The sequence below is a fragment of the Agromyces hippuratus genome (genome assembly GCF_013410355.1).
In the GTDB taxonomy this organism is placed as follows: domain Bacteria; phylum Actinomycetota; class Actinomycetes; order Actinomycetales; family Microbacteriaceae; genus Agromyces; species Agromyces hippuratus.
In genome coordinates, this window is record NZ_JACCFI010000001.1 from 263,826 (window position 1) to 283,275 (window position 19,450).

Genomic DNA, 19,450 nt, shown 5'->3' on the forward strand with positions numbered 1-19,450 from the left:
GCGGTCGGGCAGCACCGGATGGGCGCTACTCGACGGGCGGCACCTCGATGCCGACCGCGGCCCAGCCGCGGGCGACGGCGCGCTCCTCTGCGCTCTCGGGGCCGAAGCGCGCACGTGCCGCCCGCACCGTCTCGGCGGCGAACTGCGCGAAGTCCGCGTCGGCGGGCAGGCGCCCCGACGTGAGCACGTCGTACCAGATGCGCCCCACATGCTCCCACGCGAAGCCGCCCAGCTCGATCGCGGCGAGGGCGAACGCCCGGTTCGGGATGCCCGAGTTCAGGTGCACGCCGCCGTTGTCGTCGTCGGTCTCGATGTAGTCGCGCATGTGCGCCGGCTGCGGATCGCGGCCGAGCACGTCGTCGTCGTAGGCCGTGCCGGGTTCAAGCATCGAGCGCAGCGCCCGGCCCTGCACCTCGTCGGTGAAGATGCCCTCGCCGATGAGCCAGCTCGCCGCCTCGGCATCCTGGCCGAGCGCGTACTGCTCGACGAGCGCGCCGAAGGCGTCGGAGACGTGCTCGTTGAGCGCCCCCGACTGCCCCTGGTAGCGCAGCTTCGCCGTGTGCTCGGTGACGCCGTGGGCCAGCTCGTGGCCGATGACGCTCAGCGAATCGGTGAAGCCCGTGAAGACCTCGCCGTCGCCGTCGCCGAACACCATGCGCTCGCCGTCCCAGAACGCGTTGTCGTACCGGTCGCCGAAGTGCACGGTCGCCTCGAGGGGCATGCCGGCGCCGTCGATCGAGTCGCGGCCGAAGACGCGGTCGAACATGCGATGCGTGTCGCCGAGGCCGTCGTACGCGTCGTCGACGGCTTCGTCGCCCGTGGCGCGCTCGCCCTCGCGGCGCACGAGACGGCCGGGCAGCTTCTCTCGGCCCTCGGCGTCGGAGATGCGGCGGTCGGGCGTCGACGGGGCGTCGGGCAGCACGGTCGGCAGCTCGGGCGGCGTCTCGACGCCGAGACGTGCCGGTGGCTCGCGCAGCAGCGCGCGCCGCGCCGCCTCGGCGGCGATCGGGAACCGCGGGCCGGCCGCGTGGGCGATGCGGTCGAGCAGGTAGGGAGGCACGATCTGCTGCATGCCTCGATGCTCGCACCTGCCGGCGACATCGGCACGGAACCGCGCTCACGAGTCGTCGCGCCGTCGTCGACCTCGGCGGAGCGCCGCACCGGGCACTGCGCCATAGGCTGGATGCGTGACCACCGCCCCGCTCCTCGGCCTTCTGCTCGACGTCGACGGCCCCATCGCGAGCCCCGTGACCCGGTCGATCGCGATCCCGTCGATCGCCCGCGATCTCGCGGCCCTCGCGAACGCCGGCAATCCCGTGATCTTCAACACCGGGCGATCCGATGCGTTCATCGCCGAGCAGGTCGTGCCGCCGCTGCTCGCCGCCGGCCTCGAGCCGGGCGCACCCGTCTGGGCGATCTGCGAGAAGGGGGCGGTCTGGGCCGCCATCGATCGGAACGGCCTCGGCGAGGTCTTCGTCGACCTCGAGCTCGCGATGCCCGCCGACTTCGCCGCCGACATGCGCGCCTACGTCGAGGAGCACTTCGACGAGTTCGCCTTCTTCGACGACACGAAGCGTGCGATGGTCTCGGTCGAGCAGCACGTGCACGTGGCATCCGACGACTATCTCGGGGCCCAGCCGCGCTTCGACGCGCACGCGCACGAACGGCTCGCGGCCAGGGGCTTCGGCACCGTGCGGGAGGGCGACGAGCGACCGGATGCCGCGGGGCGCGTGCACTGGCGCATCGACCCGACGATCATCTCGACCGACGTCGAGTCGGTGCGACTCGGCAAGGACCTCGGCGCGGCCCGGGCCGTCGAACTGCTCGAGGAGCGCGGCATCCGCCCGCAGCACTGGCGCACGATGGGCGACTCGCGCGGCGACTACCGCATGGCAGACTGGCTCGCCGAACGCGGCGAGCGGGTACGTCACGTCGATGTGCGCCCGGCCGAGGGCGTCCCGGCCACCGCGTATCCCGTGCTCACCGCGGGGGACCTCATCCACGACGAGGCCGGCGCCGTGTTCCTCTCCCGATGGGCCGAGGCGTCGCGGCGCGGCGACCTCGGCGACGACGAGTAGCGGGCCGCCGATGCCGAGCGCGAACCTCGTGGAGACGGTCGAACAACCCGAGCTGCGGACGCATCCGATCGCCCTCGTGCCCGCCGTGCTCGTGTGCGGGGCGGCGGTGCTGCTCTTCGGGTTCATGGTGCCGATCGCGGGCTACGCGATGCTCGCCGTCGGACTCCTCGCCGCGTGGCTCTGCGACCGCTCGGGCCGCACCGAGCGGCTGCTCGCCGACCTCGCGCTCATCGCCATCGGGCAGGTCATCATCTCGACGGTGTCGCTGAAGGCCGACCTCAGTGACGAGGGCATCGTGCGCTTCGCGGTCGTGCTCGGGCTCGCCGTGCTCGTGCCCTACGTCATCTCGCGGTTCGTGTACCGCGAGCACGTCATCCGCTTCCCGTGGCGCACCGGCCGGCGCTGGAACCGCACGCAGTGGCTCTACCTGATCTTCGTGACGCTCGCGGGCTGGCTGATCCTGCCGTTCTACTTCATCAGCTCGGGCGTCTACACGAACTGGCCGACGGTGACCGAGCCCGACACGATCGCGCGCCTCTTCGTCGGCGTCGCCGCCGTCGGCACGTGGGACGAGCTCTTCTTCATCTGCACGATCTTCGTGCTGTTGCGCCGCCACTTCCCGTCGTGGCAGGCGAACCTGCTGCAGTCGATCGTCTTCGTGTCGTTCCTGTGGGAGCTCGGCTACCAGTCGTGGGGGCCGCTGCTCACGATCCCGTTCGCACTGATCCAGGGCTACACGTTCAAGCTCACGAAGTCGCTCACCTACGTGTTCGTCGTGCACATGCTCTTCGACGCCGTGGTGTTCGCGGTCATCGTGTACGCGCACACCGGGTGGCCGGCGATCTTCCTGCTGGCGCCGTAGGGCGGCGGGCTCTGGATCATTCGCCCTGGTCGACGGATGCCCCGTGCTCGCCGAGCCATTCGAGCAGCACCGCCGCGTGGTTGACCTGCTCGTCGCGCGCGCCGAACAGCAGCGTGACCCGATCGTGCTCCTCGCCGAGCGCGACGAGCGCCCGCGCGGCGTCGTTCGCGTCGAGCTCGCCGCGGTACCGCTCGGCGAACTCGTCGAAGCGCTCGCGGTCGTGGTGCCACTCGGTGCGCAGCTCGGAGGAGGGTGCGACGTCCTTGTCCCATAGATCGAGCTCGGCGCGCTCCTTGCTCACGCCACGCGGCCAGAGTCGGTCGACGAGCACGCGATAGCCGTCGGATGGCTCGGCCCGGTCGTAGACCCGCTTGATGACGAACCCCATGGGGTCAGTCTGCCCCGGGGCATCCGTCGTGCCAAGCGGCGCCGTGCCGACCGCCGTGCCGACGGCGTCAGCTCTTCGGTCGGCTCCGCAATCCGACCACGATGAGCGCGACGCCGCCGAGCGCGATGATCGGTCCGAGGATCGCCCAGAGCAGGGAGCCGGTCATGGCGCTGCCGCCGATGAGGCCGATGCCCTGGAACATGAACACGACGCCCATGACGACGACGAGCGCTCCGATCGCGACGAGAACTGGCTTTCGCATGCGGGCAGCATCCCGCACCGGGGGTCGTGCCGCAAGGACCGGCTGCCGCCCGGCCGGACGCTCGGTATCCTCGGACCACCCGACGCCGACGAGAGGATGCCGCGAATGCGCGCGATCGTACTCGACCGCTACGGCCCGCCCGAGCAGGTCATGCATCTCGCCGAGCTCGCGGATCCGGTGCCCGGTGCCGGCGAAGTCGTCGTGCGGGTCGCCGCGGTCTCGCTCAACTCGTGGGACGTCGACCTCGCCACCGGGGCGATGCTCGTTCGTCTCGAAGGGCCGTTCCGTCCGAAGCGGCGGGTGATCGGCTCGGATGTCGCGGGCACCGTCGTCGCCGTCGGTGGAGGCGTGACCCGGCATCGTGTCGGCGACGCCGTCTTCGGGGAACTCTCGGCGTCGGGTTGGGGCGGCTTCGCCGAGCGCGTCGTCGCACGTGAAGACGCCGTCGTTGCGCGACCCGCCGGGGTCGACGACCTCACGGCCGCTGCGCTGCCGCAGGCCGCGAGCATGGCGTGGCAGGCGCTCGGAGGAGCCGAGGCGGTGGCGCCGGGCGGCGCGCTGCAGGGCAGGCGCGTGCTCATCGTCGGCGCCGGCGGGGGAGTGGGCACCTTCGCGATCCAGCTCGCGAAGCGCGGCGGCGCCCACGTGACCGCCGTCGAGCGCGCGATGTGGAAGCTCGAGGCGCTCGCCGAGCTCGGTGGCGACGTCGTGGCCGCGGGTGCACCCGACGGTGCCGACTCGCGCCACGCCTTCGATCTCGTGATCGACGTGGTCGGGGCACTGCTGCCGGCGCAGGCGAAGCAACTGCTCGCCGACGGCGGACGCGCTGCGTACATCGGCGGGAGCCCGCGCCGTATCGCCCAAGTGCTCTTCGCGGGGGGCCGCGCCGTCCGTCAGGCCGGTGTCGATGACGGTGTCGATGACGATGCTGAGGGCGAGCCCGGGCCCGCCCACAGCATCGCGCTGCTCGCGGCCGTGCCGAACCGCGACCTCCCCGAGATCGCCGCGCTCGCCGCAGCCGGTGAGCTGCGGGCGCTCATCGACGGCCCGCACCCGCTCGATCAGGTGCCGCAGCAGCTCGCGCGGCTGCGTTCGGGTGCCGTGCTCGGCAAGGCCGTCATCGGGCTCGGCTGAGCGGCCACACCGACGACGAGGTGGAGACCGACGCGGTCGAGAGACCGACGCGGTCGAGAGACCGACGTCGTCGTGGCCGAAGGCCGTCGCGGTCAGAGCCCGCGCAGGATCTCCGCGCGCTTCGCGGCGTACTCGGCGTCGGTGATCCTCGCCTCGGAGCGCAGCCGTTCGAGCCGGTCGAGCCGTTCGCCCGCGCCCGGCGGCGACCCGGCGCGCTCGAGCGCCGCGCTGTTGCCCGACTTCGCGGCGCACCGGATGAGCAGCAGCACCCCGACGGCGACCGCCGCGAAGAGCACGAGCACGCCGAGGATGATCAATGCATGCCACCCGATGAAGCCCTGGAACATGTTCGACAACCCTTCGGGAACCGGCGCCCCATGACGGCGACAATGCGGATGACTCTAGCGATCGGGGCGCTCCGGCACCATTGCTGCACGGTGCAGGGGTCGGCCGCGAGGCATCCGCTCTGGTAGAGTATTGAGGTTGCCGTCATGACGGCCGCGCACAAAGAGAGCCCGGGCATTCTGCCACGGGCAGCGCGCAACAAGAAGAAAGGGGATCCCATCTATGGCACTTGAAGCCGATGTCAAGAAGGCGATCATCGAAGAGTACGCGACGCACCCCGGTGACACTGGATCCCCCGAGGTCCAGATCGCGCTCCTCACGAAGCGAATCAAGGACCTCACCGAGCACCTGAAGGAGCACAAGCACGACCACCACTCGCGTCGTGGCCTGCTGCTCCTCGTCGGTCAGCGTCGTCGTCTGCTCGGCTACCTCGCCGATGTGGACATCAACCGCTACCGCAAGCTCATCGAGCGTCTCGGCCTGCGCCGCTAATCGACTCTCGCTGAATCCGCGAACTTCTTGCGGAAGCCCCCGCCCAGCTCTCACGAGCCGGCCGGGGGCTTTCGTCATCCCCGGGTGAGTTCGTCCCGGATCTCCTCGGGAGCCCGCTTGCGCGCGGTCAGCACGAGCGCGGCGACGACCGCGGCGATCGCCGCGACGAGCGGCCACCCCAGCATGGGCAGCACGGGATGGTCGGGCACCATGTCGCCGCACAGCCAGAAGAACCCGACCGCGGCCGTCAGCGTCGCCAGGGGCGCGAACCAGACGACGAGGTCGCGGAACACGCCGGGACGGAACGCGGCCGGCACCTGCGCGAGGCCGGCGAGGATGCCGAGCCCTGCGATGAGGATCGCGAGCACCTCGAGGGCGAGCGTCGCTGCGAACGGCAGTACGGAGATCGCCTGCCAGGCGCGCCGGTCGTCTTCATCGGGGCCGACGAAGGTGCCCGCCGGGAAGTCGAGTCGCACGCCGAGATCGTCGACGGTGAGCACGAGCGGTACGCCGAACTCGGTGTCCTCGAAGGAGACCGAGGCGACCAGGGTGCCGTCCGAATGCTCGGTCGTCTCCTCGACCCCGTGCATTTCGAGGTCGGCCACGGCCTCGTCGACCCCGCCGAACGGCACGACGGACTCGGGCCAGTCGCGCGCCTCGTCGGCGGCGTCGGTGTCGCGCGTGATCCAGCCGGACTCGGTCGCGAGCGCGTACAGGTCGTCGGCCACGCGGAACTCGATCCGCGTAGGGGCGAACTCCTGGGTGTCGTGGTCGCGCCACGACGAGGCGAGATCCCAGTTCTCGATCAGCGCCGCCCAGCGCACGCGATCGACGGTCGGCCCAGTCCCGTAGCCGCCCTCGTCGCCGGTCGCCGCGACGGCGGCCGACCCGAGCGTGTACTCGACCTCGACGTCACGCGTGCCGGACAGCACCTCGGTCAGCGTCGTGTGCATGAGGAGCGTGTCGCGCACCTGCTCGGTCGCGAACGGCACGTCGTCGCCATCGATGCGCACCGCGTCGACGCGCAGGTCGAGGGTCTGGCCCTCGACACGATTGCGCCATTGGTCGGCGAACTGCGGCACCCGGCTGCTCGAATCATCGAACGCGACCTCGAATCGCTCGGTGACGTGCAGCACGGCACGGCCGTCGGACGCCCGCGAGAGCTCGCCGACGATGTCCGCGGTCTCGACGGTCGTCCAGAGCGAGCCGGGCACATCCTGGTCGAACGCGGCGTAGCGGATGCCGCGCTCGTAGGGGTTCGGCACGAGCGCGATCATCGCGATCATGCCGGGCAGCAGCAGGAGGGATGCGCCGATCACGAGCAGGCGCGGCCACGTGAGGTATCCGGGCGTGCGCCATCCGCGTTCGGCCGAGGTGTCGCCGATCTCGGCGTCCAGCAGGGCCGTCACGCGGCGCCCGGCCGATCTCGCGTCGGTCGCGAGCACGGCATAGGGGAGCGCCGGATCGTTCGATGGGCCGCGGTCGAGCAGCTGCGTGCGGTCAGCGTAGGCGTCGATGCCGAGCAGGTGCTGCTTGAGGAGCGCCCCGCGGCGGGTGAGCGGGCGCGAGGACCAGGCGATCCACATCACGATCGCAGCGATGACCGTCGAGGCGATGACGAACGCCACCGGCCACCAGACGACGGCGAGCTTCGCCTGGTGCGAGAGTTGGCGCACGAGTCCCCACTGCACGAGCACGAGGGCGGGGGGAGCGGCGAGGAACGCGTCGCGCACGAACCCCGCCGGCACGCGGCGGAGTCCGTCGGCGACGATCCTCCGCCGGTCGCCGCCGAACCAGTACCGTGCGAGCGCGCGGGGCAGGTCGCCGATCCGCCCGGTGCGGCGCGCGGCACGGGCGGCCTGCACGCGGGCACGTCCGACCTCGGCCGGGCGGGCCCGCTTCCACCGCGGGAGCCCCTCGAGCGCCTCGCCGAGCTCGACCGCCCGCGGCGCACCCAGCACGTGCGCGGCGATGCCGGGGGTCACCTGCGGCGGCTCGTGCTGGGCCACGAACCACGGGCGCCCCCGGGCGTCGGCCCAGGCCACTGCGCGTGCGGCCAGCGCGAACAGCAGGGCGATCGCGAGCAGGGCGAGCGGCAGCAGCGGCCCGAACGACTGCACGATGAACAGTGGTGACGGCGGCGGCATCTCGAACGTGCCGGCCTCGAAGCTCATGGTGAACCAGGCCTGCGCGTGCGGCGGGATGTTCTGTTCGTTCGTCAGGCGGTACGTCGAATGGCCCGGCTCGCCGTCGGCTTCGGCCTCGAGCCACTCGCCGCCGCCGACGAGCGTCCAGGCGAGGCTGCCGCGCGGTTCGCGGATGAGCCGGTCGGCGAGCTCGTCGGGCAGGGTGATCGCGACGTCGAGGCCCGAGAACGCCTGGGGCCAGGAGGGGCCGAAGACGTCCCATTCCAGCAGGTCGATGCTCGCGCCGCTCGCCTCGTCGACGGCGACGTACGCGAGGTCGGACATCCGGTAGCTCAGTCCGAAGTCGTGGTCGCCGGTGAGCCGCTCGCCGGCGTCGATCGTGACGGTGACCTGCGTGGGGCTCCGGCTGATCTCGGCATCAACGGGTTCGCCGTCGAGTGTCGCCGTGATCGACGAGGGAGCGAGCGAGTGCCCCTCGTATTCGGCGGCGAGCACCCGCTGGATGCCGGTCGCCGCGACATCGTCGGGGAAGTTCGCCGCGATCCGTTCCTCGACCTCGGCGCGCAGCCGGCCGTCGGCGTCGCGCTCGATGCGGTAGTCCGCGGCGAACTCGCGGGCGATCCAGTCGTCGGTCGCGTGCGAGGCCGACGAGGTGATGTCGTCGAGGGTCAGCGGCGGATTGATGACGGGGCCGACCAGCAGCACGACGCCCGCAGTGGCGACAACGGCCCAGAACAGGCGGAGCCCGCGCCGGAGCCCGCGCCCGCCGTGGCTGCGCAGCCACGCCTCGAGCCCGAGCAGCCAGCCCGAGAGCAGGGCCCAGAGCGGGGTGTGCCGCGGCCGGTCGTCGCGGAGGGCGTCATCGGGCATCGACGACGCGGGATCGGCAGCCGCAGGGGTCGGCGCAGACGCGGAGTCGTCGTCGTGGCGGGAGCGGCGTCGGGTCACCCGGCCGATTCTAAGGGGACGTGATGTCGCCCTCGGTCACGCTGAACGAGAGCGGAGCCCCTGGGCAACCATGGGGTGGATCGATGCCGCGCTACTCGGCGCGCGCGCGGTGCGCCCGAGCGGCCATGCGGTTGCCGCAGCGCGTGCTGCAGTAGCGACGAGACGCGTTCTTCGACAGGTCGGCGTAGATGCCCGCGCAGTCGTCGGCCTCGCAGACGCGCAGGCGATCCATGCCGTCGGCGCGGATGACGTCGACGAACGCCATGGCCGCCTCGACGAGGATGCGCGAGGCGAGCGGGGCGTCCTGACTGGTCGCGTGCACGTGCCAGTCGAGGTCGTCGTGCCGCACGAGTCGGGGCAGGGCGTTCGCCTCGTCGAGGATCGCGTTCACCTCGGCCACGGCGTCGTCGCGATCGAGTCTCCAGAGCGCGCGCAGCCGGTCGCGCGCGGCGGCGACCTCGGCGACTTCGGCGGCGGTGCCGTCGCGCCGACCCGAGTACCACCAGGCGTCGAGGATGGCGCCGAGCTGCTCGGGTGTCGAGAGCTCGTCCGCGCCTGATTCGGATGCCTCGGGCACGGTGTCGGCCAGTGCGGCCACGAAGCCGAGCGCTGCGATCGTGTCATCGGTGAAGATCATTTGACTCCTGACGTCCGTTGCCGCTACTGTCACGAGCATAACGTCGTTCGGTCATGACGCCGCCACGAGATCCACACCACGAGAAGGAGACGCCGATGCGCGGTTCGAAGGGCTTCATCGGCATCGTGATCGGCCTCGCCGCGGGGCTCGCGTTCGGCGCCGGCGGCGTGGTCGTCAAGCCGCTCCTCGAGTCGGGCTGGTCGCCGGGCGCCGCAGTCTTCGCCCGCATCAGCGTCGCCGCGATCGCGCTGATCGTGCCGGGCCTCATCGCCCTGAAGTTCGACCTGCGACCGCTCTGGCACGCCCGGTGGACGGTGCTCGCGTACGCCCTCATCGCCGTTGTCGGCACCCAGGTCGCCTTCTACGCCTCGATCGCGCGCATCCCCGTCAGCACGACGCTGCTCATCGAGTACCTTGCACCCGTCGCCCTCGTGCTCGTGGCCTGGGCGCGCCAGCGCCGGGCGCCGCAGCTCGTCGTCATCGCGGGCTCGGTGCTCGCGATCGCGGGCCTCTACCTCGTGATCGGCCCGGGCGGCGATGGGCTCGACGTCGTCGGCCTGCTGCTCGCGGGCGTCGCGATGGTCGGCGTCTGCGTCTACTACGTGCTCGGCGAGCGAGCGGATGCCTCGGTGCCCCCGATCGCGCTCGCCGCGAGCGGCTTCGTGGTGGGCGCGATCGTGCTCGGCGCCCTGGGCATCATCGGCGTCGTGCCGTTCTCGGCGGAGTTCGTCGAAGTGCAGTACTTCGGCACGGTCGCGCCGTGGTGGGTGCCGGTGCTGACGGTCGGCCTCGTCTCGACGGCGTTCGCCTACGTCGCGGGCATCAGCGCGATCCGCATGCTGGGCACGCGCCTGTCGTCGTTCCTCGGTCTCTCCGAGGTGATCTTCGCCGCGATCGTGGCGTGGTTCGTGCTCGGCGAGGCGATCGGCCCGCTGCAGGCGGCGGGCGGTCTGCTCATCCTCGGCGGCATCGTGCTCGTGCGCTTCGAACGGCCGAGGGATGCCGCGGCGGTCGCCCTCGACATCGATCTCGTGCCGGTGGCGGTCGACGCCCGCGAGTAGCGACGCCCGAAACCGGCCGTAATACTCGATGAGCCGGGCGTAGCGTCGAGGCATGACACGCGCCGACTGGACCGAACTCGCCGACACGACCCAGGCGGTGCACGCCGGCAACGCCGTCGACGGCGGGTCGGGGGCGATCCGCACGCCCATCGTGATGGCCAATTCCTACGCGCTGCCCGACGATCCGTCGACGATGAGCTGGTCGGGCACCGAGAGCCCGCTCTACACCCGCAACTCGGGGGCGAACCAGATCGGGCTGCAGCAGAAGCTCGCACTGCTCGAGCACGGCGAGGACTCGGTCGTGCTCGCCAGCGGCGTCGCGGCGCTGCACGCCGTGTTCTTCACCTTCCTGAAGTCGGGCGACCACGTCATCGTCTCTGATGTCTCGTACGAGGCGACCTATCGGCTCTTCACCGAGCTGTTCCCCGAGAAGTACGGCATCGCGGCCGACTTCGTCGACACGAGCGACCTCGACGCGGTGCGAGCGGCACTGCGGCCGAACACGCGTCTCGTGCACATCGAGGCGATCGCGAACCCGACGACGAAGGTGACGGATGTCGCGGGGGTCGCCGCGATCGCACACGACGCCGGTGCCCTGCTCAGCGTCGACTCGACGTTCACCCCGCCGCCGTTCTTCCGCCCGCTCGATCACGGCGCCGACCTCTCGGTGCACTCGCTCACGAAGTACATCAACGGCCACGGCGACGCCATGGGCGGGGCCGTCACGGGCCGGCGCGAGCTCATCGGCCGGCTGAAGGCCGATGCCATGGTCGACGTGGGCGGCGTCATCAGCCCGTTCAACGCGTGGCTCATCATGCGCGGCTCGGTGACGCTGCCGCTGCGCCTCCGCCAGACGTTCCCGACCGCACTGCGCGTCGCCGAGGCGCTCGACGCCGACCCGCGCATCGCGTTCGTGGCCTACCCGGGGCTCGCGGGGCACCCGCAGCACGACCTGGCGACGACGCAGTTCGACGGCGTCTACGGCGGGGTGATGTCGTTCGCCGTCGACGGCGGCCCCGAGGTGCAGAACGCCTTCGTCGACGCGCTGCGCATCGTGACCTCCGCCGTCTCGCTCGGGCACGACGAGTCGCTCATCGTGCACGTCGGCACGACCGGGCCGCGGGTGGCGTTCTACCCCGACGGGTTCAAGACCTTCGGGCACCTGCGCTTCTCGATCGGCCTCGAGGATGCCGACGACCTGATCGCCGACCTGCGGCAGGCGCTCGATGTCGCGGTGGGGACGCTCGCCGGCTGAACGGCCCGGTCGGCACTGCCTAGAATCTGATCATGCGATTCGGCGTGATCATCCTCCCGCAGCACGAATGGCCCGAGGCGGTGCACTACTGGCGCGGTGCCGAGGAACTCGGGTTCGATCACGCCTGGACCTACGACCACCTCTCGTGGCGAGGTCTCGCGGGGGAGCGCTGGCACGCCACGGTGCCCACCCTCACGGCGGCCGCGATGGTCACCGAGCGCATCGGGCTCGGCACCTTCGTCGCGAGCCCGAACTTCCGGCATCCGGTGCCGTTCGCGAAGGAGGTCGCGACGCTCGACCAGATCTCGGGTGGGCGCCTGCTGCTCGGGGTCGGCTCGGGCGGCACCGGGTTCGACGCGTTCGTGCTCGGTCAGTCCGAGTGCACGCCGCGGCAGCGCCTCGAGCGGTTCGTCGAGTTCGCCGAGGCACTCGACGTGCTGTTGCGCTTCGAGGAGCCGGAATCGGGCGGCATCTCGTTCGAGGGCGAGTGGTTCGCGGCGTCCGGTGCCCGCATGGTCGGCGAGCCGGCGCAGCGTCCGCGCATGCCGCTGCACCTCGCCGCAGAGGGGCCGAAGAGCCTCGATCTCGTGGCGCGGCTCGGCGACGGCTGGGTGACGACGGGCACCACCGTCGACGACACCGACGCCTGGTGGCAGCGTCTCGCCGAGTTGAGCGCACGGCTCGACGACGCCTGTGCGCGACAGGACCGCGACCCGGCGAGCCTCGATCGCATCCTCTCGCTCGACTCGGAGCCGCGGTACAGCCTCGCGAGCGCCGCGGCCTTCGAAGACGCCGTCGGGCGTGCCGCCGAACTCGGGTTCACCGACGTCGTCGCGCACTGGCCGCGCGAGCACGGGCTCTATGCGGGTGACGAGTCGGTGCTCGACGAGGTCGCCGAGCTCATGCCGCGCCTGCGCTGATCACGGGCGCCGAGGCATCCGCGGGACCCGGCGTCTTGCTGCCCGCGATACCCTGAGGCAATGCCCGCGCCCCGCTCGAAGCCCCTGCTCGCCTGGGAGCCGCTCCCGTACCTCGTCGTGTTCGTGCTGCTCCTGCTCACGGGTGTCGTGCGCCCCGAGGGCCCGCCGTGGCTGCTCTGGCCGTTCCTCGCGATCCTCGCGGCGGCGGTCGCCTGGCTCATCGTCGGCCTCGTGCGCGGGTCGCGACGATCGAACCCCGACCAGTGGGGCGACCTCACGAGCCTCGACGGGCTCGAACTCGTCGACGCGGAGCGCGTCGAGCGCGGCGTGCGCGCCGTCGCGCCGGTGGTCGACGAGCACCGGCACCAGCCGGCGATCGAGCTCGCGCGGCTGCACGGCGGCCCCGAGCAGCATGCGGTGCTCGTGCCCCGTGCCAGCCGCTGGCTGTCGCGGCGCTACCGCATCGGCGTGCAGCTGGTCGGCGGCGACCGCCCGCGTCATGCCGGATTCCTCAGCCCCGCGGCCGATGACCGCTGGCGCGAACTGCTCGACGGCCTGCGAGAGCGCGGCCGGTACGCGCGGGTGCCGGCGCTCATCACGGGGGACTCGCGACCGTACCGGGTCGAACTCGACCTCAGCGGCCTCGAACGGCTCGGCGCCGCACCGGTGGAGTGACGCGCCACGCGGTCGCCGGAACGACTCGGCCGCGCATGGTGAGGCGTCGGCTCAGGCCGAGGCCTCCTCGGCCTCCTGCTTGGCGAGGTCGGCACGAACCTGCTCCATGTCGAGCGCCTTCACCTGGGAGATGAGCTCGTCGAGCATCGGCCGGGGCAGCGCGCCGGCCTGCGCGAAGACCCCGATGCCGTCCTTGAAAGCCATGATCGTCGGGATCGACGTGATGTTCATGGCTGCGGCGAGCTGCTGCTGGTCTTCGGTGTCGACCTTGGCGAACGTGAGGTCGGGGTTGGCCTCGGCGGCAGCCTCGTAGTTCGGTGCGAACTGCAGGCAGGGACCGCACCATCCGGCCCAGAAGTCGACGAAGACGGTGCCGCCTTCGAGGATCGTCTTCTCGAAGGTGTCAAGGGTGAGCGCCACGGTAGCCATGCCTCCAGCCTAAACGCGCAGTCTGTGGCCGCGCCCGGTGTTCGCTCTGCGCGAGGTGTGAGCCGGCTCGACGGCCGGGCGCGCCGACGGGGGGGTTTCCTCACCTCGTGTGGGCCGTCGCCGGTATCGTGAAGGCGTGGTCGCATTCGGAGGCGCGCGCGGTTCATTCCGTCGACGCGGCCCGGTCGCCGACGCTCCGTCGGATTCCGAGGTCGCCGTCGACGAGGCGCGCCGTGCCGACGAGTCGATCCCCGACCTCGACTGGCGGGTGTTCCCCGAGGGCGCCGAGCACTCGATGTTCGCGGCGCCGAGCGGCACGCTCGCTCGGGTCGCGCTGGGGGAGCCTGCGGCCCCGCGCATCGTGCTCGTACCCGGAGCCACGGGGTCCAAAGAGGACTTCGTGCTCATGATGCCGCTCTTCGCCGCGGCGGGCTACCGGGTCGAGTCCTTCGATCTCGCCGGGCAGTACGAGTCGTGGCGAGCCGGGCCGTGGAACCTCGATCCGGCGCGCCCGCGCTACGACGAACGGCTCTTCCTCGACGACCTGCTCGCCGTGCTCGACGACGGCACGGCGCCCGCGCACGTGCTGGGCTACAGCTTCGCCGGTACACTCGCCGAGCTCGCCCTGCTCGAACGGCCCGATCGGTTCGCGAGCCTCACGCTCCTCAGCGCCCCTCCCGAGCCGGGCCAGGCGTTCCGCGGGGTCAAGCGCATCGGACCGATCAGCTCGTTCACCTCGCCGCAGCAGGGCGCGGCGCTCATGCTCTGGGGCATTCGCAACAACCTCAACCGGGTGCCGCCGCGCCGGCTCGAATTCGTGCGCGAACGCTTCGCGCTGACGCGGCGCGAGAGCGTCGACGACATCATCGCGCTCATGATGGCGACACCCGACCTGCGGGCGGATCTCGCTGCGTCCGCGATTCCGAAGCTCGTCGCGGTGGGCGAGCACGACCTCTGGCCGCGCGAACTCCACGAGCGGTTCGCACGCGGCATCGGGGCGCACCTCGCGGTGTATCCCACCGGGCACAGCCCGTGCGAGACGGCGCCGCATCAGCTCGTGCGCGACATGCTGGCCCTCTTCGCCGCGACCGATCTCACGCCCTAGTCGTCGGCGGCGTTCTGCCCGCGGTCACGCGGGCAGCGGTTCCTCACCATCGGTCTCGGCCACGTCGACGCCATCGGGGTCTGCGGGCAGCCCGCTCGCCTCCCACACCCAGACGGGCGCCCGACGGCGTTCCGCGCGCCGCGTCAGCGGCGGCCACTCGCGCGACTCGACCGACATCGTGTGGAAGGCCATGCGCACTCGTCGCGCGAGACCGTCGAAGCTGTCGAACGGGCGCGCCGAGACGCGCACCAGCATGCGGCGGTCGCGAACGACGTTCATACCGGGCTGCATCCACCACGCGAGGTCGAGGTCATCGTGCACGTCGGCGCGATCGCGGTGCACGAGGTCGCGGAGCCGGGTCCACGCGTCGGCGCGCATCGCGTAGTTCGAGCCGAAGATGGGCGGATGCCCCAGCAGCGCGCCGATGACGGTGAAGTAGCCGCCGATGTAGATGTTGCGGGCGATCCAGCGCACGACCGCGTTGCGGCCGTAGAACACGCCGCCGTTCGTGACGACGGCGGGGCGATCCGACTCGGCCATGCGCCGCTCGATCTCGGCGATCCAGTCGGGTGCGGGGAGCGAGTCGGCGTCGAGGCGGGCGAGTACGTCACCGGATGCCGCGTCGAACCCTGCGGCCGTCGCGGGCCAGATGCCGCGCAGCGGCTCGTGCACAACGCGTGCGCCTGCCGCGAGGGCGACGTCGGGGGTGGCATCCGTCGAGCCGTTGTCGACGACGATGACCTCGTCGGGGCGCCGCGTCTGGCTCGCGAGCGCAGCGAGGCATGCGGCGAGGAAGTCCGCGTCGTTCAGGCTCGGAATGATGACCGAAATCGTGCCCATCACGGCGAGTCTAGCCACGAGGCGGTCGCGCCACGCCCGATCCGTGCGTCGAGGCGCCCGATTCGGAAAGGGGGCTGTCGTCTGCGCGACGCACCACATATGCTGGCCCGCGACCGGGGGTCAATGGAGACGAACCGGAATGGAAGGGGAGACGATGTACCCATCTGCAACACTTTCCAAGCGCGCCACGACGGCGGTGATCGCGACCGCGGCGATCGCCGGACTGGCGCTCATACCCAATGGCGCCGCCTTCGCAGCACCGGCTGCGAAGAGCTGCGAGACCCGCAACAACAACACCGTGCAGAAGCTGCTCGAGTGCGTCGGATCCGACGGCGCGATGGAGCACCTCGAGGCGCTGCAGGCGATCGCCGATGAGAACGGCGGCAATCGTGCGGCCGGCCTTCCGGGCTACGAGGCCAGTGTCGACTACGTCGTCGAGACGCTCGAAGACGCCGGCTGGAACGTCTCGATCGAGACGTTCGACTACGACTTCATCGGGGATTCGACGCTCACGCAGCTCACCCCGGTCGTGGCCGACTACCCGACCGGCGCGTTCACCGGCAGCGGCGACGGCGACGTCACCGCCGCGGTGGTTCCGGTCGACATCAACCTCACGCCGCCGCGGGCGTCGACGAGCGGCTGCGAGGCCGCCGACTTCGCCGGGTTCCCCGCAGGCTCGATCGCGCTCGTGCAGCGCGGCAGCTGCAACTTCGGCGACAAGGCGTTCTTCGCCGAGCAGGCGGGCGCCGTGGGCGTCATCATCTTCAACCAGGGCAACACGCCCGACCGTGAGGGACTCGTCGTCGCGGACGCCTCGTCACGCACCGACGGCACCCCGGTCGCGCACAACATCCCGGTCGTCGGAGCGAGCTTCGCTCAAGGCGTCGCGCTCGCCGAGCCCGGCTCGTCGGCGCACGTCTTCGTGCCCGCGCCCGACCCGCGCCCCCAGAAGAACATCATCGCCGAACTGCCCGGCACGAACGACGACAATGTCGTGATGGCCGGTGCGCACCTCGACTCGGTGCGTGAGGGCGCAGGCATCAGCGACAACGGCAGCGGCTCGGCCGCACTGCTGGAGATCGCCCAGCAGATGTCGAAGGTCAAGCCGCAGAACACCGTGCGCCTCGCCTGGTGGGGCGCCGAGGAAGACGGCCTGCTCGGTTCGGCCGCCTACGTCGCGGCCCTCTCACAGGCTCAGAAGGACGAGATCGCGCTGTACCTCAACTTCGACATGATCGCCTCGCCGAACTACATGTTCATGATCTACGACGGTGACGAGTCGGGCTTCGAGGCGCCGGTGACGGTTCCCGAAGGCTCGGTGCAGATCGAGAAGCTGTTCGAGAGCTACTTCACGGGTGCCGGCGTGCCGTATGACGACGCGGAGTTCAGCGGTCGCAGCGACTACGAGGCGTTCATCCTCAACGGCATCGCCGCGGGCGGACTCTTCACCGGCGCCGATGCGATCAAGACCGTCGAGCAGCAGGCGATCTGGGGCGGCGAGGTGGGCGAGATGCTCGACCAGTGCTACCACCAGGCGTGCGACGACCTCGACAACGTCGACGAGTACGCACTCGACGTGAACGTCGACGCGATCGCGTTCGCCGTGCTGGCCTACGCCTACTCGACCGAATCGGTCAACGGCGTGGTCGGCAAGCCCGTTCCCGGCGGGCTCTCCCTGCCGGTGCCCGCGGGCCCCGAGGGCACCGTCGGCAGCGGCGGCGGCCACGCCCACGGCGACGTCGGGTAGTTCGTTCGGTTCGGGGCGGGGGTGCCGACCGGCACCCCCGCCCTTCGCGTGCGCGCGATCGCGGTCGATCGGGAATAGTGGGCGTGGGGCATCCGTTGTCGGAGATGTATGCAAAAGCATGCAACGCGGAATCTCCCACGAGGAAGAGCCCAGGAGGGCAACCATGCAGTTCGGAATCTTCACCGTCAGCGACATCACTCAGGACCCGACGACGGGGCGCACCCCGAGCGAGCACGAGCGCATCACCGATGTGCTGACGATCGCCCAGCACGCCGAAGAGGTCGGCCTCGACGTCTTCGCGCTCGGTGAGCACCACAACCCGCCCTTCTTCTCCTCCTCGCCGACGACGACGCTCGCCTACATCGCGGCGAAGACGTCGAGGATCCAGCTCACGACCTCCACGACGCTCATCACGACGAACGACCCCGTGAAGATCGCCGAGGACTTCGCGATGCTCCAGCACGTCGCCGACGGCCGCGTCGACCTCATGCTCGGCCGCGGCAACACCGGGCCCGTCTACCCGTGGTTCGGCAAGGACATCCGCCAGGGCATCAACCTCGCCCTCGAGAACTACAACCTGCTGCACCGCCTGTGGCGCGAGGACTTCGTCGACTGGGAGGGCCAGTTCCGCACGCCGCTGCAGGGCTTCCAGTCGACGCCCCGCCCACTCGACGACGTGCCCCCGTTCGTCTGGCACGGCTCGATCCGCAGCCCCGAGATCGCTGAGCAGGCGGCGTACTACGGCGACGGCTTCTTCGCGAACCACATCTTCTGGCCCGCCTCGCACACCCAGCGCATGGTGGCCCTCTACCGCCAGCGGTTCGAGCACTACGAGCACGGCGCGGCCGAGCAGGCGATCGTCGGACTCGGCGGCCAGGTCTTCATGCGCAAGAACTCGCAGGACGCCGTGCGCGAGTTCCGCCCCTACTTCGACAACGCGCCGGTGTACGGCCACGGCCCGAGTCTCGAGGAGTTCACCTCGCAGACCCCGCTCACCGTCGGCAGCCCGCAGGAGGTCATCGACAAGACGCTCGGCTTCCGCGACTACGTCGGCGACTACCAGCGCCAGCTCTTCCTCATGGACCACGCCGGCCTGCCGCTGAAGACCGTGCTCGAGCAGCTCGACCTGCTCGGCTCCGAGGTCGTGCCGGTGCTGCGCAGGGAATTCGGCGAGAATCGCCCCGCGACGGTTCCGGATGCCCCGACGCACGACTCGCTCGTTGCTGCGCGCAACGCCGCGAAGGCCGCCGGTGACACGGGTGCAGCTCCGAAGGGCGCCGCGTTCGGCGCCGCGGCAGTGAAGGGAGCCTGACCATGACGACCCGTACCCTCGCCGTCGTGTCGGCCGGACTCAGCCAGCCCTCGTCGACGCGCATGCTCGCCGACAAGCTGAGCGACGCCACCGTCGCAAAGCTGGCCGAGCAGGGCATCGACACGACCGTCGAGACCTTCGAGCTGCGGGATGTCGCGACCGACATCATGAACCACATGCTCACGGGCTTTCCGAGCCCGAAGCTCGAGGCCGTCATCGAGGCCGTGACCGGCGCCGACGGGCTCATCGCCGTCACGCCGATCTTCACGACGAGCTACTCGGGGCTGTTCAAGTCGTTCTTCGATGTGATCGACAGCGCGGCGCTCGCCGAGCTGCCGGTCGTGATCGGCGCGACAGCAGGCACGCCGCGCCACTCGCTCGCACTCGACTACGCGCTGCGGCCGATGTTCACGTACCTGCACGCGATCGTCGCGCCGACCGGCGTGTTCGCCGCGACCGGTGACTGGGGCGAATCGGCCGACAGCGTGAAAACGCTGCCTGCCCGCATCGACCGGGCCTCCGGCGAGCTCGCCGCGCTCGTCGCCGCGAGCGACCGTTCAGCGAACGTCAGGGACCCCTTCGCCCTCGACCGGCCGTTCGGCCACCTCATCGGGGGCCTGACGGGGGAGTGACGCCTCGCTGAAGGGTCGGCGGCGATCTGGAGCGCCCTGCCGGCGCGCGGGGAGTCGGTCGTCGTCGCCGGTGCACCGACAGGGGATGTCGTCAGTGCCGTCCCACGTGGCGAAAAAAAGTGAACATACCTCATTTTGGGGATGTCGGTCGCGGAGCGAGGAGCGTACCGTCATGGGCAGG

At 70.9% G+C, this 19,450-nt stretch carries 20 protein-coding genes; 12 read left to right on the plus strand and 8 right to left on the minus strand.

The window, feature by feature from the left end:
• Positions 1 to 25 precede the first annotated feature (25 nt).
• Complete coding sequence (locus tag BJY17_RS01190) at positions 26 to 1,072, minus strand: M4 family metallopeptidase (RefSeq protein WP_179549763.1); 1,047 nt, start codon at positions 1,070 to 1,072, stop codon at positions 26 to 28.
• Between the two features lie 115 nt (positions 1,073 to 1,187).
• Here BJY17_RS01190 and BJY17_RS01195 point away from each other — a divergent pair, with 115 nt between their 5' ends.
• Entirely contained in the window at positions 1,188 to 2,078 is an 891-nt protein-coding gene (locus tag BJY17_RS01195) for a hypothetical protein (protein WP_179549764.1), read from the plus strand.
• A 10-nt stretch (positions 2,079 to 2,088) separates the two neighbouring features.
• Positions 2,089 to 2,940 (plus strand): CPBP family intramembrane glutamic endopeptidase, encoded by an 852-nt coding sequence (locus BJY17_RS01200; RefSeq protein WP_179549765.1) that lies wholly within the window; start codon positions 2,089 to 2,091, stop codon positions 2,938 to 2,940.
• Positions 2,941 to 2,956: 16 nt separating this feature from the next.
• Here the strand turns inward: BJY17_RS01200 and BJY17_RS01205 are convergent, their stop codons facing one another.
• Positions 2,957 to 3,328, minus strand: coding sequence for a DUF488 domain-containing protein (locus tag BJY17_RS01205; RefSeq protein ID WP_179549766.1), 372 nt, complete (start codon positions 3,326 to 3,328; stop codon positions 2,957 to 2,959).
• A gap of 67 nt (positions 3,329 to 3,395) precedes the next feature.
• Positions 3,396 to 3,590, minus strand: a complete 195-nt coding sequence (locus BJY17_RS01210) for a hypothetical protein (protein ID WP_179549767.1) — start codon at positions 3,588 to 3,590, stop codon at positions 3,396 to 3,398.
• A 105-nt stretch (positions 3,591 to 3,695) separates the two neighbouring features.
• Here BJY17_RS01210 and BJY17_RS01215 point away from each other — a divergent pair, with 105 nt between their 5' ends.
• On the plus strand, positions 3,696 to 4,724 hold the full coding sequence (locus BJY17_RS01215) for an NAD(P)-dependent alcohol dehydrogenase (RefSeq protein ID WP_179549768.1): 1,029 nt from the start codon (positions 3,696 to 3,698) through the stop codon (positions 4,722 to 4,724).
• Between the two features lie 92 nt (positions 4,725 to 4,816).
• On the opposite strand, the gene BJY17_RS01220 is transcribed toward BJY17_RS01215, so the two are convergent.
• A complete protein-coding gene (locus BJY17_RS01220; protein ID WP_179549769.1) occupies positions 4,817 to 5,071 on the minus strand; it encodes a hypothetical protein in 255 nt (84 codons plus the stop codon).
• A gap of 220 nt (positions 5,072 to 5,291) precedes the next feature.
• Here BJY17_RS01220 and rpsO point away from each other — a divergent pair, with 220 nt between their 5' ends.
• The gene (rpsO, locus tag BJY17_RS01225; RefSeq protein WP_056658110.1) at positions 5,292 to 5,561 is read left to right on the plus strand and encodes a 30S ribosomal protein S15; all 270 of its coding nucleotides are present in this window, start codon (positions 5,292 to 5,294) and stop codon (positions 5,559 to 5,561) included.
• A gap of 74 nt (positions 5,562 to 5,635) precedes the next feature.
• Here the strand turns inward: rpsO and BJY17_RS01230 are convergent, their stop codons facing one another.
• Both BJY17_RS01230 and BJY17_RS01235 read right to left on the minus strand, forming a co-directional pair.
• Positions 5,636 to 8,656 (minus strand): DUF2207 domain-containing protein, encoded by a 3,021-nt coding sequence (locus BJY17_RS01230; RefSeq protein WP_179549770.1) that lies wholly within the window; start codon positions 8,654 to 8,656, stop codon positions 5,636 to 5,638.
• A 91-nt stretch (positions 8,657 to 8,747) separates the two neighbouring features.
• Positions 8,748 to 9,293 carry a CGNR zinc finger domain-containing protein gene (locus tag BJY17_RS01235; protein WP_179549771.1) on the minus strand — a complete coding sequence of 182 codons (546 nt, stop codon included), beginning with the start codon at positions 9,291 to 9,293 and terminating at the stop codon, positions 8,748 to 8,750.
• 95 nt (positions 9,294 to 9,388) lie between these two features.
• Between BJY17_RS01235 and BJY17_RS01240 the strand changes: the two genes are divergently transcribed.
• Genes BJY17_RS01240 through BJY17_RS01255 form a run of 4 tightly spaced genes read left to right on the plus strand, consistent with a single transcriptional unit; the run spans position 9,389 to position 13,204 of the window.
• The gene (locus BJY17_RS01240) at positions 9,389 to 10,354 is read left to right on the plus strand and encodes an EamA family transporter (RefSeq protein WP_179549772.1); all 966 of its coding nucleotides are present in this window, start codon (positions 9,389 to 9,391) and stop codon (positions 10,352 to 10,354) included.
• 52 nt (positions 10,355 to 10,406) lie between these two features.
• Positions 10,407 to 11,609 carry a trans-sulfuration enzyme family protein gene (locus tag BJY17_RS01245; protein ID WP_179549773.1) on the plus strand — a complete coding sequence of 401 codons (1,203 nt, stop codon included), beginning with the start codon at positions 10,407 to 10,409 and terminating at the stop codon, positions 11,607 to 11,609.
• Positions 11,610 to 11,641: 32 nt separating this feature from the next.
• Complete coding sequence (locus BJY17_RS01250; protein ID WP_179549774.1) at positions 11,642 to 12,529, plus strand: LLM class flavin-dependent oxidoreductase; 888 nt, start codon at positions 11,642 to 11,644, stop codon at positions 12,527 to 12,529.
• Between the two features lie 60 nt (positions 12,530 to 12,589).
• A complete protein-coding gene (locus tag BJY17_RS01255) occupies positions 12,590 to 13,204 on the plus strand; it encodes a hypothetical protein (RefSeq protein WP_179549775.1) in 615 nt (204 codons plus the stop codon).
• Between the two features lie 51 nt (positions 13,205 to 13,255).
• On the opposite strand, the gene BJY17_RS01260 is transcribed toward BJY17_RS01255, so the two are convergent.
• Positions 13,256 to 13,633 carry a thioredoxin family protein gene (locus BJY17_RS01260; RefSeq protein WP_179549776.1) on the minus strand — a complete coding sequence of 126 codons (378 nt, stop codon included), beginning with the start codon at positions 13,631 to 13,633 and terminating at the stop codon, positions 13,256 to 13,258.
• Positions 13,634 to 13,880: 247 nt separating this feature from the next.
• Between BJY17_RS01260 and BJY17_RS01265 the strand changes: the two genes are divergently transcribed.
• A complete protein-coding gene (locus tag BJY17_RS01265) occupies positions 13,881 to 14,738 on the plus strand; it encodes an alpha/beta fold hydrolase (protein WP_322789895.1) in 858 nt (285 codons plus the stop codon).
• Positions 14,739 to 14,762: 24 nt separating this feature from the next.
• Here the strand turns inward: BJY17_RS01265 and BJY17_RS01270 are convergent, their stop codons facing one another.
• On the minus strand, positions 14,763 to 15,578 hold the full coding sequence (locus tag BJY17_RS01270; RefSeq protein ID WP_179549777.1) for a glycosyltransferase family 2 protein: 816 nt from the start codon (positions 15,576 to 15,578) through the stop codon (positions 14,763 to 14,765).
• A gap of 154 nt (positions 15,579 to 15,732) precedes the next feature.
• Here BJY17_RS01270 and BJY17_RS01275 point away from each other — a divergent pair, with 154 nt between their 5' ends.
• From BJY17_RS01275 to BJY17_RS01285, 3 genes are all read left to right on the plus strand, one after another.
• A complete protein-coding gene (locus tag BJY17_RS01275; RefSeq protein WP_179549778.1) occupies positions 15,733 to 17,325 on the plus strand; it encodes a M28 family peptidase in 1,593 nt (530 codons plus the stop codon).
• Positions 17,326 to 17,488: 163 nt separating this feature from the next.
• Positions 17,489 to 18,637 (plus strand): LLM class flavin-dependent oxidoreductase, encoded by a 1,149-nt coding sequence (locus tag BJY17_RS01280; protein WP_179549779.1) that lies wholly within the window; start codon positions 17,489 to 17,491, stop codon positions 18,635 to 18,637.
• Between the two features lie 2 nt (positions 18,638 to 18,639).
• A complete protein-coding gene (locus BJY17_RS01285) occupies positions 18,640 to 19,269 on the plus strand; it encodes an FMN reductase (RefSeq protein ID WP_056013718.1) in 630 nt (209 codons plus the stop codon).
• Positions 19,270 to 19,450: the final 181 nt, after the last annotated feature.

What these genes read in the sequence shown, in the direction of transcription:
- BJY17_RS01190 (WP_179549763.1), bottom strand. Translation starts at nt 1,072, where the DNA reads ATGCAGCAGATCGTGCCTCCCTACCTGCTCGACCGCATCGCCCACGCG.
- BJY17_RS01200 (WP_179549765.1), top strand. Translation starts at nt 2,089, where the DNA reads ATGCCGAGCGCGAACCTCGTGGAGACGGTCGAACAACCCGAGCTGCGG.
- BJY17_RS01205 (WP_179549766.1), bottom strand. Translation starts at nt 3,328, where the DNA reads ATGGGGTTCGTCATCAAGCGGGTCTACGACCGGGCCGAGCCATCCGAC.
- BJY17_RS01210 (WP_179549767.1), bottom strand. Translation starts at nt 3,590, where the DNA reads ATGCGAAAGCCAGTTCTCGTCGCGATCGGAGCGCTCGTCGTCGTCATG.
- BJY17_RS01215 (WP_179549768.1), top strand. Translation starts at nt 3,696, where the DNA reads ATGCGCGCGATCGTACTCGACCGCTACGGCCCGCCCGAGCAGGTCATG.
- BJY17_RS01220 (WP_179549769.1), bottom strand. Translation starts at nt 5,071, where the DNA reads ATGTTCCAGGGCTTCATCGGGTGGCATGCATTGATCATCCTCGGCGTG.
- rpsO (WP_056658110.1), top strand. Translation starts at nt 5,292, where the DNA reads ATGGCACTTGAAGCCGATGTCAAGAAGGCGATCATCGAAGAGTACGCG.
- BJY17_RS01235 (WP_179549771.1), bottom strand. Translation starts at nt 9,293, where the DNA reads ATGATCTTCACCGATGACACGATCGCAGCGCTCGGCTTCGTGGCCGCA.
- BJY17_RS01240 (WP_179549772.1), top strand. Translation starts at nt 9,389, where the DNA reads ATGCGCGGTTCGAAGGGCTTCATCGGCATCGTGATCGGCCTCGCCGCG.
- BJY17_RS01245 (WP_179549773.1), top strand. Translation starts at nt 10,407, where the DNA reads ATGACACGCGCCGACTGGACCGAACTCGCCGACACGACCCAGGCGGTG.
- BJY17_RS01250 (WP_179549774.1), top strand. Translation starts at nt 11,642, where the DNA reads ATGCGATTCGGCGTGATCATCCTCCCGCAGCACGAATGGCCCGAGGCG.
- BJY17_RS01255 (WP_179549775.1), top strand. Translation starts at nt 12,590, where the DNA reads ATGCCCGCGCCCCGCTCGAAGCCCCTGCTCGCCTGGGAGCCGCTCCCG.
- BJY17_RS01260 (WP_179549776.1), bottom strand. Translation starts at nt 13,633, where the DNA reads ATGGCTACCGTGGCGCTCACCCTTGACACCTTCGAGAAGACGATCCTC.
- BJY17_RS01270 (WP_179549777.1), bottom strand. Translation starts at nt 15,578, where the DNA reads ATGGGCACGATTTCGGTCATCATTCCGAGCCTGAACGACGCGGACTTC.
- BJY17_RS01275 (WP_179549778.1), top strand. Translation starts at nt 15,733, where the DNA reads ATGTACCCATCTGCAACACTTTCCAAGCGCGCCACGACGGCGGTGATC.
- BJY17_RS01280 (WP_179549779.1), top strand. Translation starts at nt 17,489, where the DNA reads ATGCAGTTCGGAATCTTCACCGTCAGCGACATCACTCAGGACCCGACG.
- BJY17_RS01285 (WP_056013718.1), top strand. Translation starts at nt 18,640, where the DNA reads ATGACGACCCGTACCCTCGCCGTCGTGTCGGCCGGACTCAGCCAGCCC.